This is a genomic window from Terrisporobacter petrolearius (assembly GCF_020748185.1).
Classification (GTDB): domain Bacteria; phylum Bacillota; class Clostridia; order Peptostreptococcales; family Peptostreptococcaceae; genus Terrisporobacter; species Terrisporobacter petrolearius.
On sequence record NZ_JAHZMO010000014.1, the window covers coordinates 40,285 to 54,620 of the forward strand.

Genomic DNA, 14,336 nt, shown 5'->3' on the forward strand with positions numbered 1-14,336 from the left:
TTAATTAGTTTTTTATTAATGTACAGTTGTTCCTATATTTTCTCCGTACACTGCTTTTAATATATTCTCTGTTGTTAACTCAAATACCTTTATTGGAATACTATTATCCATACATAAAGACGTTGCAGTTGAGTCCATAACTTTTAATTCTTTTTGTAGTACTTCTATATATGATAATTCATTAAACTTTTTAGCATCAGCATGTAAAACTGGATCTTTGTCATACACACCATCAACTTTTTTAGCTAATAATATTATTTCCGCTTCCATCTCCGCTGCTCTTAGGGCTGCAGCTGTATCAGTTGAAAAATATGGATTTCCAGTTCCCGAACCAAATATTACAACTCTTTCTTTTTCTAAGTGTCTTACAGCTTTTCTTCTTATATATGGTTCTGCAATTTCTTTCATTTCTATTGCAGTTTGTACTCTAGTTTGTACATCTATATTTTCTAAGGCATCTTGAAGAGCCATAGCATTCATAACTGTAGCAAGCATTCCTATGTAGTCAGCTGTTGTTCTATCCATACCTTCCGAAGTTCTTCCTCTCCAAAAGTTTCCTCCACCTACTACAACAGCAACTTCAACGCCAATTTCTTGTACTTCTTTAATAGCCACTGCTATTTCATTAACAACTTCATTGTTTATTCCAAATCCTTTGTTACCAGCTAGCGCTTCACCACTTAGCTTAAGTAATACTCTTTTGTACTTAGGTTCCATAGAAATCCTCCCGTCTGCATTTCATATATATTTTATATTATTTGTTTCATTTTCCAAAAAAGAGAACACATAAGTGTTCTCTTTTGGTTAACTATTACTTAAGTTGCTTAGCAACTTCTTCAGCAAAGTTTTCTTCTTTCTTTTCTATACCTTCACCAACTTCGAATCTTACAACTCTACCAACTTGTATGTCTGAACCAACTTCTTTAGCAGTGTTTGCTACTAATTTTTTTATAGTTAAATCAGAATCTTTTACGAATGTTTGTTCTAATAAACAAACTTCTTTTAATTCTTTTTCTAATCTACCTTTAACCATCTTCTCAACTATGTTAGCAGGTTTTCCTTCGTTTAACGCTTGAGCAGTTAAAACTTCTGTTTCATGAGCTATATAAGTTTGATCAACATCATCTCTTGAAACGTATTTTGGGTTCATAGCAGCAACTTGCATAGCTATATCTTTCCCCATAGCTAGTACTTTTTCATCTCTTGATTCAGTTAATAATTCAACTAAAACACCTATTTTACCAGCTCCATGTATGTATCCAGCTATTTGACCTTCAGTAGTTAATTTTTCGAATCTTCTGAAGTCTAATTTTTCACCTATTTTAGCTATTCTATCGTTTAATACGTCTTTTAACGCTTTTCCTTCTTTGTGGCTTTCAGCTAATAATGCTTCTATTTCAGTAGCTTCAGTAGCTAATGCCATTTCTGCAGCATCCTTAACGAATACTTTGAAATCTTCGTTTTTAGCAACGAAGTCAGTTTCTGAGTTTACTTCTACTATTGAAGCAACAGTATTTTCAGCATTTACTTCTATAGTTACTAAACCTTCAGCAGCAACTCTATCAGCTTTTTTAGCAGCTTTTGATAAACCTTTTTCTCTTAATAAATCTATTGCTTTTTCCATGTTAGCTTCAGCTTCTTGTAAAGCTTTTTTACAATCAAGCATTCCAGCTCCAGTAGTTTCTCTTAATTCTTTAACCATTTGTGCAGTTATGTTAGCCATTATTATTCCTCCTATATATTCTAAATGGTAAGGGAACCCCCCTTACCATTTATTTTTTTTATTGTTCTTGAGCTTCTTCCTCAACAACTTCTTCTTCAGCACCTTGTCTACCTTCTATTACAGCAGTAGCCATTGCACCAGTTATTAATTTAACAGCTCTTATAGCGTCATCATTTCCTGGTATTGGGAAATCTAATTCATCTGGATCACAGTTTGTATCAACTATACCAACTACTGGTATACCTAATCTATGAGCTTCTTGTATAGCTATATTTTCTTTTCTTGGGTCAACTACGAATATAGCTCCTGGTAATTCAGGCATGTCTTTTATTCCGCCTAAGTATTTTTCTAATTTTTCTTTTTCAGCGTTTAATTTTATAACTTCTTTTTTAGGAAGAACGTTGAATACACCTTCAGCTTCCATTTTTTCTAATTCTCTTAATTTTTTAATTCTTGTTTGAATTGTTTGGTGGTTAGTTAACATTCCACCTAACCATCTTTCGTTTACGAAGAACATTCCACATCTTTCAGCTTCTTCTTTTATAGCTTCTTGAGCTTGTTTCTTTGTTCCTACGAATAAGATTGGCTTTCCAGTTTCAGCTACTTCTTTAACGAATTTATAAGCTTCTTCAACTTTTTTAACTGTTTTTTGTAAATCTATTATATAGATTCCGTTTCTTTCTGTGAAGATGAATCTTGACATTTTAGGATTCCATCTTCTTGTTTGATGTCCGAAGTGAACACCAGCTTCTAATAATTGTTTCATTGATATTACTGACATTTTGTACCTCCTTGGTTTTGTACCTCCGGCATAATCAACTCCCTAAAAAACCATTTTTGGCACCTTTTAAGGATCCCATGGCCGTGTGTGATGTTTATATTTTATTTTTTCACCTCTGATAGTATACCATAGGAAAAAATAAATTTCAATATAATTTAACATAACCTTACATTATAATTATTAACCAATTTTTAGATATTAATCGGCAAACAAAATTTTCATTCTTGTTTTTAATGAAATATTAGATAAATCTTCTCTACTCACAATTTTACTAGCACCTAAAATTTCTCCATCATCATTATAGTACTTAATTACACCTAATACATCGCCTTTTTTAATAGGCAATTTAAGTTCTTTAAAAGTAAGTTGTGTGTTTATATTTTCATCGTTTTTTTTCACTATTATTAAATCTTCCTTACTTTCTAAAGTTATTTCTAGTTCTTCTAGACCCTTTAAATATTTTTTACCAATTAAATCTTCTTTACTCATAACTTTTTGTGTGGTGAAATTTTCCTTGCCATACTTAAGCATTGCAAGACACGCTTGAATTCTTTTATTTTTATGATTGGCTCCAAGAGATACTCCTATTAGTCTATTTTCTATATTTTTAGTATCTTCATTGATTTTCATTGAAAAAGCTAAACAATATCCTGCATTACCTGTATATCCTGTTTTTATTCCATCTACTTCAGGTATTATAGAAAGAAGTCCATTGGTGTTATTTTTGCAAAAACCTCTCTTTGAATAAGTGTAAGTTTGCATATCTGTTATGGCTGTTACTTCTTTTTCATAGTTATCCATCATAAATTTACCTAATTTAGCAATATCTCTTGCTGTAGAAATATTTTCTTTTGGTGGTTTTTTAGGATCTGACAAACTATATATGGGAAGACCATTACAATTTACAAATGAGGTATTTTCCATTCCTATTTCTTTTGCTCTTTTATTCATTCTCTCTACAAATTTTTCTTCACTTTTTCCAATGTGTTTTGATATTGCCACCGCTGCATCATTTCCTGATACTATCATTAAGCCCTTCATGAGTTCTATTAGTGGTACCTCTTCTCCTTCTTTTAATTTATAAGAAGAACCTCTTACCTTTGCTATATCTTTGTCTACTACAATAATATCTTGAGGATTTACCTCCTTATTATTAATTGCTTCAATAGCAATCAAAAATGTCATCATTTTACTAAGACTAGCTAAAGGTCTTTTTTCATCAGGATTTTTCCCATATAGCACTCTACCAGTGTCTTGATCAATTAGTATGGATGATTTGGAAAACTTGTCAACATTTTTATTCTCACCATAAGAAAAATTAGGAGTAACAATACTTATAATGATTAGAAAAACTAGTAATACTTGTAATCCCTTTTTCAAAATTCTCACCTTCTTGGTAACTTTAGTCTAAATTATTTTTCCCCTTTAATTGCGTAATAATCTTGAATTATTTTCTAAAATTATTTTATCATTCTTGAGAATAATACAGATGTCCATGTGGCATGTATTGTTATTCCTAAAAAAACTTCTATACATACTAAAATTTTACTTAATAAACCAAATGCAATAAAATCACCGTATCCTACAGTGCTAAATGTCATCATAGAAAAATACCAGGATTCCATATAAAAAGTAACAAGTTCATAAAGTGAGCATGTATTATTTAATAAATTTATCTTTATTAATCCCTGATAAAGACTGTTTATTCCTGTAAACAAATATATAAAAGCAAATAAGCTTATAATTAAAAAGCTTATTAATAGCAACCTTATAGGTTTTTCACCATATCCTATAAAATGTTTTGATAAAAAGTCAAAAAAGTCATTAACTAAATAATCCATGTATCCCTTGTATTTATTTACTTTCAAGAAATTGCTAGCATAATTTCTTTCATTATAATAATAATAGCCAATATTTTCGTTATCTTCTATTATTTTTGCTTGTATTCTAGCTATTTTATAATTATTTTTCCCACATAAGTAGTTTTTTTCATTATAATATGTATCTTTTAAAATAAATTTTGTATATGGTGAAAATACAATTCCATCTAAGCGAGGAAAATTAACACATCTTTTTACTATAAGTTTTTGGCCATTAAAATATGATTTTTCAAAGACTTCTTCATTTATGTATTTAGAATTAAAAATAGTTTTATTGAATATACAATTTCCTAAAAAAGCTGACTGATTAAAATTAACACAAGATTCAAATTTTACATTTGTAAAATCTACAGTACTATTAAATCTAAAACCACTAAAGTTGGCTTCTTCTTTAAATACAGCCTCACAAAATATTAATTTTTCGTAGTCAAAGTTTACTAATTTATTAATATCAAATTTATCTTCAAAGCAAAAACCTGTAAAATCGCTAACTTTACCTTTTTTTATATAGGCCTGAAATAAAGCTCTTTGTCTTTTATTTTTATTCTCCTTATGAAAAATACAATATCCAGATGAGTCCGCACCCCTGCAGCATTTTAAATTTCTATCTTCATTAGAAACCCACTTACAATTCATTTTTGCCTCCTGTCAATAAAGTCTGTTATTAGTTTTTATAAATTAGGTTTTTATATGCATTATTAATTATATCAATTATTGTATTTTGTTGTACTTAGATATATTTTTTAAATATTTAAAATTTCATAATTTTCTAACTTGTAATTAACTTTATCAACTTCCCCTCATACAATATATATTATAAGAATAGAAGGTGAATGAGAATTCAACTTATAAAAATTTAGCTTTAACTGAAAAGGGATATGAAGAGATGACTTACTCTTGTACAGATTCTAGTTTAGCAACGAGACTTCTTATACAGACTCTATCCTTAATTTTTTTTGAGTAAGTAGTGGAATTATATATACTAATTTAGATACTACTAATTTTTAAAATTATTAATTATGAAGTTCTCCAAAAGTAAATCTATCGCTAACTAGCCATAGGTTTATTTATGCGTATTTTATAAATCTTACATACACCATGCAAAGTATGATAGAATATAAGTATAGCGCAAAATTTTGATAAGTTAATCCCATTTATCAAAATGATTATTATAAGGGGTGATTCTTACATGTTTAGCAAAAATGATTATGTAATTTATGGTTCAATGAGTGTTTGTAAAATATTAGATATTGTAGAAGAAGAAAACATCTACATAGGCCGTAAATCCTATTATGTAATACAACCAGTTTATTCTGATAAAAATACTATCATCAAAGTTCCTACCGACAGTAAAAAATTACTTATGAGACACCTTCTATCAGAAAAAGAAGTCCTATCAATAATAAAAAGTATACCTTATTTAGATATACTTAAAATTGAAAACGATAGACAAAGAAGTGAGCACTTCAAATCATTAATAAAAAATAACGAATGCGAAGGATTGGCTCAGTTAGTAAAAAGTATTAACCTTATCGAACAAGAAAAATTATCTATTGGGAAAAAAATATCTAAAACAGATGAAGATTTTAAAAAGACTGCTGAAAAATTAATAGATGAGGAATTTGCCACAGTTCTAAATATACCTGTCCAAGACGTACCTTCATTTATCTTAAACAATATTCCACAGTAGAGTAGGATTTTTTAACCTTATCTTTTTTAAAATTACGGATTTTTACAAATAATTCCATTTACTTTTCTAAGTGGATAACTTATAATTATATTCATAAGTGGGAACTTATACATCTAGTATAAGTATGACGCTAGCCCAAATAAAAGAGCCGTATTTTATACGGCTTTTTTTCATATTTAAATCATATTAAAATAGTCAAATAAAGTAAATGAGTTTTCTGGAATAAAACTTTCCAACCTGTCTTTTGCCAGCTTAATATACCATGACTTGTCTAACTTGTGTGGTATTTCTTTATTAATCACCTGACTATTATCAATAAAAACTCTATCAGGAGTATAACTTATCTTTTCTAATTTTCCATCACTTTTCATTTTCATTATGGCCTTATCACTACTTAATTTACTTGCAAATACTCTAAGAACTTTAAGATTTATATTTTCTTTACCATAAACTGCATGGCTATACTTACCTGTAATTTTGATACATTTTTGAAAGTCTATTAGATTATTGCTATCATTAACCGTTTTTTCTATTTCTATATTATTAATCAACTTTTGTTTAATAGCTTTATTAACAATAGGTAAATCATTATCTATTAAACTTAGTTTTTTTACATAAGCCCCCTTACTTTTTATGCTATTGTCTTCTTTAACGTAAACATAATTATTTACATCTTTTTGAATTATTTTTTTTATAAAATCATGATCTAAGTTCATTTTTGTTCTTTTACTCCACTCTTTACATATCTCTAAATATTTATCTACATCTTCCTTAGAGTTAAATTTAAACATAACACCATCTGTGTTTCCTTGTATAAATTCTGCTCTATGACCAAAAGTTAATTCAACTTTTTCTATTAAATCAAGAAGTAATAATTGCCCATTGACACAAATAGCTATTCCCTGCCTTTGATCATATAAATCATTATTTATATCTAAACATGCGCCATACGTGGAGTTAAGTACAAGTTTAAGTGATTTTTCTATAGGATTTTTTTCTTTTTTAAATTTAAATCTTGTATCTCTTATTTCTTTAAATTTACTTGGATTTTGTACATTTCTACTAAGAAGACCATATTCTATCATAATAGATGGATAAAAGGAACTAACATCAGAGTTTACAATAAATTTTTCACCTTCATATTTTTTTCTTGCAGAATGAAGGCCTCCCCATCCAAAATCTGTGACAACTCCATATACATTTGTTCTTAGATATTTTTTGAAATCTCTATTATTATAATCTTCATACCATTGCTTTATATTATTATACTTACTAAGTTTTATAATATTAACTATTTCAAACTCTACTATATCTTCTCTAGGATAATTAGGCTTTTTAGCACCCAGAATATATGCACTTAACTGAGCCTCTGTTTTGTTTATCATACTTTCATCTAATTTAAAATATTCTATTAATCCCAGTTGTGCCTCGTACTTGTAATACACTTCTCGGAACACTTTAAAAGTCATTCTAACATCATGAAAACAATAAGTAGTAAGCTCTTCAATTTCTTCTTTTGTAGGATATCTATTTAAATCAAAAGGAACAGTACTTTCTCTTATATCTTCTCCCATAAATAATTCTAATTCTTTTAAACTTCTATAACTGTCATTTAATTCAAAAATGTTTATGGCAATTTTATTTAAACTTCTGTCTACTGCATAAGGAGAAATATTTTGTTCAATTATCTTTTCTGATATAATACAAGGATCTATTCCAGCAATTATTGCCTTCATTATCCATTGATCATACCCCTTTATATTATATCCAACCCAAATAGAATCTTTGTTTTTGTTAAAAACTCTAAGAAACTCTTCCCTATCATTAACAATAACATGCTCCTTTTCTGTTTTATAATCTTTCATGCAGCACATCCAAAATCCACCTTTGGACAATACTTCAAAATCAATAATTATACGTCTTCTCTCTTTTTTCATATGATTATTCCTTTATTTTTTATAATAATTTATATTATATATTTTACCTTATATACTTTTTTTAAAACTATTAGTTTTATACTAAAAATAAAAACCTTAGACTGAATTTCCTTCAATCTAAGGTTTCTTATTAACATTATTTATATTTTACCACTAAAAATTATTTTTTATTAATCATTATCTTTTTCAAATTCTGTTATTTTCCCAGTTATAGCGTTAACTGTTATTTCATATTCATAGTTACCTTTTCTTAATTTACCTTCATATTCTGGTGTTTTATCATTGTCTAACTCAAATTTAACTATTTTTGCTCCTGGAACTTTTTTTAACATTATCTCTTTTGCTTTAGTCTCTCCTATTAATTTTTTAGAAGATGTTTTTATTTTTTCTTTTTCAAATTCTGTTATTTTTCCAGTTTTAGCATTTACTGTTATTTCATATTCATAGTTACCTTTTCTTAATTCACCTTCATACTCAGCAGTATCATCTTTATCTAATTTGAATTTTACTATTTTTGCTCCTGGAACTTTCTTTAACATTATTTCTTTTGCTTTAGCTTCTCCTATGTATTTTGAAGAAGATGTTTTTATTTTTTCTTTTTCGTAATCTGTTATTTTTCCGCTCTTTGCATTTACATCTATTTCGTACTTATAACTTCCTTTTGTCAATTCTCCTTCGTACTCTGGAGTCTTATCATTATCTAGTCTAAATTTAACTATCTTCGCTCCCGGAACTTTCTTTAACATTATTTCCTTTGCTTTTGTACTTCCTATAAGTTTAGATGCTGCATCCGCCGCTCCTACTTGTGATAATGCTGTTGATGACGTAAGAATTACACCTAAAGCTACTGCTACCATTTTGTTTAATTTCATTGAAATCTCTCCTTTTTTATTTTTTACACTATATATACAAAGGTTAAGTTCTGTTTTGGGTACCTTTTTTATAAAAAAGTAAAAGTTTTTTTAAAAGTTTTTTAAAATTTCAATAAAACATTCAAAACTTAATATTTTAGCTTATTTTTTCTCCATCTGATTTATTTTTTTCATCTAAATAATCTAAGTACAATTTAGTTTCAGATATAATTATTGGCGATAAGGCAAGTAAAGCGATTAAATTTGGTAGTGCCATAAGACCATTTACAATATCAGCTATAATCCAAACCATTTCTAATTTTAAAAATGCTCCAAGTAGCACCATAAGTACAAATAAACCTCTAAACAAATTTATTTTTTTTACCCCAAATAGAAATTCAAAGCATCTTTCTCCATAATAGCTCCATCCAAGGATAGTTGTAAATGCAAATAAACTTAAACTTATTGTTAAAAATATTGGTCCTGAATTTGGAAGTATTGATGCAAAAGCTGATTGAGTCATCAGTGCTCCATTTAAATCACTTTGCCAAACACCTGAAATAATTAAAGATACTCCTGTTAAAGTACAAATTATTATACTATCTATAAATGTACCAGTCATTGATATTAGTCCTTGTTCTGCTGGCCACTTAGTTTTTGCTGCTGCAGCTGCAATAGGAGCACTACCAAGACCTGACTCATTTGAAAATACTCCACGAGCTATACCATTTCTAATAGCCATAGATACAGTTGCTCCAATAAAACCTCCCGTAGCCGCTTGACCAGTAAAGGCACTTTTAAATATTAATGTAAATGTTTCTGGTATTAATGTATAAAATTTCCCCAAAATAGTAAGACATATTAATATATATGCTACTGTCATAAAAGGAACTATTTTAGTTGCTACCTTTGATATACTTTGTAGCCCTCCAAATACAACTAACGCAACACAAATTGCTAATATAACTCCTGTTATTTTAGGGTCTATATTAAAAGACCCTTGTACTGCATCTGTGATTGAGTTTACTTGTGAAAATGTACCTATCCCTAAAAGGGCTACTAGTATACCACTTATAGCAAAAAATAGTGCTAAAGGTCTCCATTTTTCACCCATACCATTTACTATATAGTACATGGGACCACCAGATACCTGACCATTTTTGTCTTTAGTTCTAAATTTTATAGCAAGTAAACCTTCTGAATATTTGGTTGCCATTCCAAAGAATGCAGCAAGCCACATCCAAAATAATGCTCCTGGTCCACCAGCTTTGATTGCCGTAGCAACTCCAACTATATTACCTGTTCCTATTGTTGCTGCAAGAGCTGTGCATAAAGCTCCAAAACTTGAAATATCACCATTACCTTCATTCTCAGCTTTAAAAATTAATTTTAATGCTTTAGGTAATTTGATAATTTGTATTAGTCCCAATCTTACTGTAAGGTAAATACCCGTACCTACTAGTAACACTAATAATGGTGGCCCCCATATAAAACTGTCCACCTTATTTAATAAGTTAAGAAAATCCATAAAAAACACTCCTTTTGTAATTAAATAATTTAAGTACAAAATCATATAATCCTTTATGAATAAAGACAAGAATAAATTGCATCCTGCATACAATTACAATATGCACTTTGCTAAAAATATAATAATTTGGAATATGTATGAAATTTTAGGCAACTACCTTGCTTAAGATTCACTTTTTTACTCTCCTAGGAACGTATTGATAATACAAGAATATATAAAAAGTATTATAGTATCTTAGTAAGTAAAAAAATACTAAATCATAAAGATGATTTAGTATAGGATTTCATACATATTAAAGAAAAGCATAAATATGCTTTACGTATATTCTCTGTCCTTTTGCCTGAGAGATTGAGCAGTTAAGCCTTGCCCCTTCGGCTCCCTTTATGGGTATCTCCAGAGTTTCCTATTCTTTACAGTCCCACTTTTATAAAAAGTACCTGAGAGTATAACTCCTTCGGCGTGTTCTAAAACAACTCTTCTGTAAAGCTTCATCAGATTATTGACTTGTTAACTTGTAACAATAATAGTATATTATCTTCTAACACTTGTCAAATAGATTAATTTAAATTCCTATAGAAAATTATTTCATTAAAAAATATGGGTTAAAATAACCCATATTTCTTATTAGTATGTTTCTATTCTTTTTTCTTTATATTTTATTGATTGAACAAATGAATATACTATTAAACCTTGTGCTATCATTCCACTTACTACCCATACAAAACCGCCAACTATTGGTAAAAGACTTAGCAATCTTACAACTAATACACCAACCAAAATCTGTAAGTATGGATTTTTATTCTTAAGTATTAGTCTGCCAAGTACTATTCCCATAATCACCGGAGATAAATAAACTACTATAAAGTACATAATCAGTGAAATTACCCCCACAGGTAAGGCTATTATCGTTAGAAATAACAATAAACTAACTATAGGCGTTAATATAAATGATGCCATACCTCCTAAAACAACTGGAAGCGGTTCTTTCACTAATAAATCATCACTTTTGATAAAGAATTTTTTAAATATGGAGTATAAAAGAGCTCCGAATATTAAAGATCCTAAAATGGATAAAATAGTTCCAAAACCTAAAAAAGCTTTTATTTTACTCTCATCAGTAGAATTTTCCATCTTAGTGTATTGTATGTCGTTCATAGATACATTGGAGTTTACAATAGGCTCTTTAGGAGAGTATACCTTTATATTACCTGTGATTTCACCATTATCTGCAATAATTAACTCATGGCAGTTTACGTTAACATCTCCATTAATTTTACCATTAATTATTATTGTATCACCTGTAGCATAAAATCCTTCACAACTGCCTTTAAAGTTAATATTCTCACCTGTAAGGTAAATAGCTTTTGCAGTAGTTTTTTTTCCTATATTAATATTTTGGCCAAAAGAAGTTATATTTTTTACATTTTTGCTATTAATACTTAAAGTTTGTGCTCCACATCTTATATTACCCTTTACCTCATTACTTGTTATGTTGATGGTCTCACCAAGGCATATAACATCACCATTTACATTATCTTTTATGGTAATCTTTTTACCTGCAGAATAAATATCACCTAAAACTTCTTTTGAGATATTTATATCTTCATTTAATGCGAAATAATTAGATGCACTATCTACATTATCTGCAAATGCATTAACTGTTAATAAGAGCATCATCAACAGTGTTAGAATAAAAACCCCTTTTTTCTTCATAATAACATCTCCCCTTGATTATTTTATTGCTACATTCTATCCATATAATCCTTGGTCTCTGTTGGTAATTCTTTATTCTTAAGTTTATATTCAACATCTTCTTTTATAATTGAATAAACAACGGCAAATAAAGGTACACCTATTATCATTCCCACTATCCCTAAGAATTTACCTGCCACAAGTATGGCAAACAATATCCAAAATGCTGATATACCAATTGAATCTCCTAGTATTTTAGGTCCTATAATGTTTCCGTCAATTTGTTGTATTATAAATACTAGTAACAAGAATATTAAGGCTTTAGTTGGAGAAACAAATAAAATTATAATAAATGATGGTATCGCTCCAATAAATGGCCCAAAGAATGGAATTATATTAGTTACACCTATTATTACAGATATTAATAATGTATATGGCATCTTAAATACTGAGAATACCACAAAACTTAATACTCCTATAATAGCAGAGTCAATTATTTTACCACTTAGGAATTTACCAAAAGTTTCATTACTTCTGTAAGTTAATTCAAATATTCTATTTGAAGTTTTAGTTGAAAACAGTGCACATATAATTTTTCTATTTATAGCAAAGAAGTTTTCTTTATCTATTAATAAATATACAGAAATAATAATTCCAAGAACTATATTCCATATACTTGATGCAATTATTTTCAACATATTTCCTACAATAGGAATTATTTCCTTCGCAAAATCCATAACAAATTGTATGTATTTATCCATTTGTTCTTGTATTAGTGTGGCATATTCTGGGCTTACATTTGTTTCATTTATTAAATTATTAAATAATCTAGTAACATTATCTACATATTGAGGAACCTCATTGACAAATCCCATTATGCTCTCTATTAATTGAGGAACTATAAAGTGTATAAACAAATAGCATATACCTACAGCTGTTAAATATGTTAATAATAACCCTATACTTCTTTTATGTCCTCTTTTTAAATTACCGAACCACTGAGTTTTACCTAACATTTTCACTTCATAAAAGTCTAAAATAAAATTAAGCAAATACGCAATAGCAAATCCTATTATAAAGGGATATAATATCCCAATTGCAATACTTATTTTTTCACTAAAAGATCCTATTTGAGATGCTACAAAATAAAAAATTATACTACAGCAGATCACAATTAATGAATATACTGATATAGTGTTGTACTTTGAATTCCAATTTACTTTCATATTCTTTCTCCTGATAAATGATTATTTTCATGCTACTGAAACTGAATAATAACAGTGATTAAGATTGTTAGTGTTAAAACAAGCAACAATGCTTTTTGAAAAAACTTTCCTTGAAATTTCTTATGACCATTATCCTCTTCATATTTTTGCAAACTGCTTATATTATTTTCTTCAATATCAGCTTTAACATACATAAACTTGCTTAAATCAATTAATACTTCTTTCACATTAGTATATTTTTCAGTTCTTCTAATAAGTTTTTTAACCATATTTACTAAGGCAATATTTTCAGTATTAATAGCCACAGCATTCCAGTCAATTCCTCTATCAATTAATTTTAACATTTCCTCCTCATTTTTACCAATACCAAAGGGCATTTTTTTAAAAATTGCATCAAATAAAATTACACCTAAAGAAAAAAAATCACTCTCCATATCTGTATAATTAATATTAATTTGATGAGGACATAAAAATCCTATACTATTATCTTTTCTAATATTAACGCCTTTATTGGCTTGAGTTATACCAAAATCATATATTTTCACATTATAATTTTCATCTACAAAAATATTATCTTCTGTTAATGACCCATGATATAGTTTATTATTATAAGATGTGTCTAAGGCTCTTAGAATTTTTCTAGATATTTTAACTATACTATTTAAGTCCATATAATTACCTTTTATAACTTTTCTAAGCTCAATTCCAGCAAAAAATTCACTTACTATATAATAGCACCTTTCATTTTCAGTATAATGAGTACCTAAATCTAGTATTTTAGCAATATTAACAGAATTAATTTGTAACAAAGTCATCGACTCATCTATTAAATTAGGTAAAAATTTTTCATTAATATACTGGTCATCCCTTATAAATTGAATAAAAACTAAAATATCCTCTTGTAAATCTCTAGCCTTGTAAAATTCACCAAATTCAATTTCTTCATAATTATCCAATACCACATATCTATTCGAAATATACCTCAACATATCCCCCCCTTTGTTGCATGTCATATGTAAATTATACCA

12 protein-coding genes and 1 riboswitch are annotated in these 14,336 nt (G+C 28.3%); of the genes, 1 reads left to right on the forward strand and 11 read right to left on the reverse strand.

What is annotated here, in order from left to right; genetic code table 11:
• Positions 1 to 15 precede the first annotated feature (15 nt).
• The 5 genes from pyrH to K0040_RS10365 form a co-directional block, all read right to left on the reverse strand.
• A complete protein-coding gene (pyrH, locus tag K0040_RS10345) occupies positions 16 to 717 on the reverse strand; it encodes a UMP kinase (protein ID WP_228108744.1) in 702 nt (233 codons plus the stop codon).
• A gap of 94 nt (positions 718 to 811) precedes the next feature.
• Positions 812 to 1,723: a translation elongation factor Ts gene (gene tsf / locus K0040_RS10350; protein WP_228108745.1), complete on the reverse strand. Its 912-nt coding sequence runs from the start codon at positions 1,721 to 1,723 to the stop codon at positions 812 to 814.
• A gap of 58 nt (positions 1,724 to 1,781) precedes the next feature.
• Positions 1,782 to 2,504, reverse strand: a complete 723-nt coding sequence (rpsB, locus tag K0040_RS10355; RefSeq protein ID WP_228108746.1) for a 30S ribosomal protein S2 — start codon at positions 2,502 to 2,504, stop codon at positions 1,782 to 1,784.
• Between the two features lie 198 nt (positions 2,505 to 2,702).
• Positions 2,703 to 3,884, reverse strand: a complete 1,182-nt coding sequence (locus K0040_RS10360; RefSeq protein WP_228108747.1) for a D-alanyl-D-alanine carboxypeptidase family protein — start codon at positions 3,882 to 3,884, stop codon at positions 2,703 to 2,705.
• A gap of 80 nt (positions 3,885 to 3,964) precedes the next feature.
• Complete coding sequence (locus tag K0040_RS10365; protein ID WP_228108748.1) at positions 3,965 to 5,020, reverse strand: potassium channel family protein; 1,056 nt, start codon at positions 5,018 to 5,020, stop codon at positions 3,965 to 3,967.
• 553 nt (positions 5,021 to 5,573) lie between these two features.
• Here K0040_RS10365 and K0040_RS10370 point away from each other — a divergent pair.
• On the forward strand, positions 5,574 to 6,074 hold the full coding sequence (locus K0040_RS10370; RefSeq protein WP_228108749.1) for a CarD family transcriptional regulator: 501 nt from the start codon (positions 5,574 to 5,576) through the stop codon (positions 6,072 to 6,074).
• 176 nt (positions 6,075 to 6,250) lie between these two features.
• Here K0040_RS10370 and K0040_RS10375 read toward each other — a convergent pair whose 3' ends face one another.
• The 6 genes from K0040_RS10375 to K0040_RS10400 all read right to left on the reverse strand — a co-directional run bounded on the left by K0040_RS10375 (position 6,251) and on the right by K0040_RS10400 (position 14,297).
• Entirely contained in the window at positions 6,251 to 8,011 is a 1,761-nt protein-coding gene (locus K0040_RS10375) for a hypothetical protein (protein WP_228108750.1), read from the reverse strand.
• A 170-nt stretch (positions 8,012 to 8,181) separates the two neighbouring features.
• Entirely contained in the window at positions 8,182 to 8,883 is a 702-nt protein-coding gene (locus K0040_RS10380) for a PepSY domain-containing protein (protein ID WP_228108751.1), read from the reverse strand.
• Between the two features lie 136 nt (positions 8,884 to 9,019).
• Positions 9,020 to 10,390 carry an alanine/glycine:cation symporter family protein gene (locus K0040_RS10385; protein ID WP_228108752.1) on the reverse strand — a complete coding sequence of 457 codons (1,371 nt, stop codon included), beginning with the start codon at positions 10,388 to 10,390 and terminating at the stop codon, positions 9,020 to 9,022.
• Positions 10,391 to 10,708: 318 nt separating this feature from the next.
• A riboswitch (glycine riboswitch) is annotated at positions 10,709 to 10,797 on the reverse strand.
• Positions 10,798 to 11,014: 217 nt separating this feature from the next.
• Entirely contained in the window at positions 11,015 to 12,103 is a 1,089-nt protein-coding gene (locus K0040_RS10390; RefSeq protein WP_228108753.1) for a DUF8173 domain-containing protein, read from the reverse strand.
• A gap of 29 nt (positions 12,104 to 12,132) precedes the next feature.
• Complete coding sequence (locus tag K0040_RS10395) at positions 12,133 to 13,308, reverse strand: AI-2E family transporter (RefSeq protein WP_228108754.1); 1,176 nt, start codon at positions 13,306 to 13,308, stop codon at positions 12,133 to 12,135.
• 32 nt (positions 13,309 to 13,340) lie between these two features.
• Entirely contained in the window at positions 13,341 to 14,297 is a 957-nt protein-coding gene (locus K0040_RS10400) for a protein kinase domain-containing protein (protein WP_228108755.1), read from the reverse strand.
• Positions 14,298 to 14,336 lie beyond the last annotated feature (39 nt).

What these genes read in the sequence shown, in the direction of transcription:
- K0040_RS10380 (WP_228108751.1), bottom strand. Translation starts at nt 8,883, where the DNA reads ATGAAATTAAACAAAATGGTAGCAGTAGCTTTAGGTGTAATTCTTACG.
- tsf (WP_228108745.1), bottom strand. Translation starts at nt 1,723, where the DNA reads ATGGCTAACATAACTGCACAAATGGTTAAAGAATTAAGAGAAACTACT.
- K0040_RS10375 (WP_228108750.1), bottom strand. Translation starts at nt 8,011, where the DNA reads ATGAAAAAAGAGAGAAGACGTATAATTATTGATTTTGAAGTATTGTCC.
- K0040_RS10370 (WP_228108749.1), top strand. Translation starts at nt 5,574, where the DNA reads ATGTTTAGCAAAAATGATTATGTAATTTATGGTTCAATGAGTGTTTGT.
- K0040_RS10385 (WP_228108752.1), bottom strand. Translation starts at nt 10,390, where the DNA reads ATGGATTTTCTTAACTTATTAAATAAGGTGGACAGTTTTATATGGGGG.
- K0040_RS10395 (WP_228108754.1), bottom strand. Translation starts at nt 13,308, where the DNA reads ATGAAAGTAAATTGGAATTCAAAGTACAACACTATATCAGTATATTCA.
- pyrH (WP_228108744.1), bottom strand. Translation starts at nt 717, where the DNA reads ATGGAACCTAAGTACAAAAGAGTATTACTTAAGCTAAGTGGTGAAGCG.
- K0040_RS10400 (WP_228108755.1), bottom strand. Translation starts at nt 14,297, where the DNA reads ATGTTGAGGTATATTTCGAATAGATATGTGGTATTGGATAATTATGAA.
- K0040_RS10365 (WP_228108748.1), bottom strand. Translation starts at nt 5,020, where the DNA reads ATGAATTGTAAGTGGGTTTCTAATGAAGATAGAAATTTAAAATGCTGC.
- K0040_RS10390 (WP_228108753.1), bottom strand. Translation starts at nt 12,103, where the DNA reads ATGAAGAAAAAAGGGGTTTTTATTCTAACACTGTTGATGATGCTCTTA.
- rpsB (WP_228108746.1), bottom strand. Translation starts at nt 2,504, where the DNA reads ATGTCAGTAATATCAATGAAACAATTATTAGAAGCTGGTGTTCACTTC.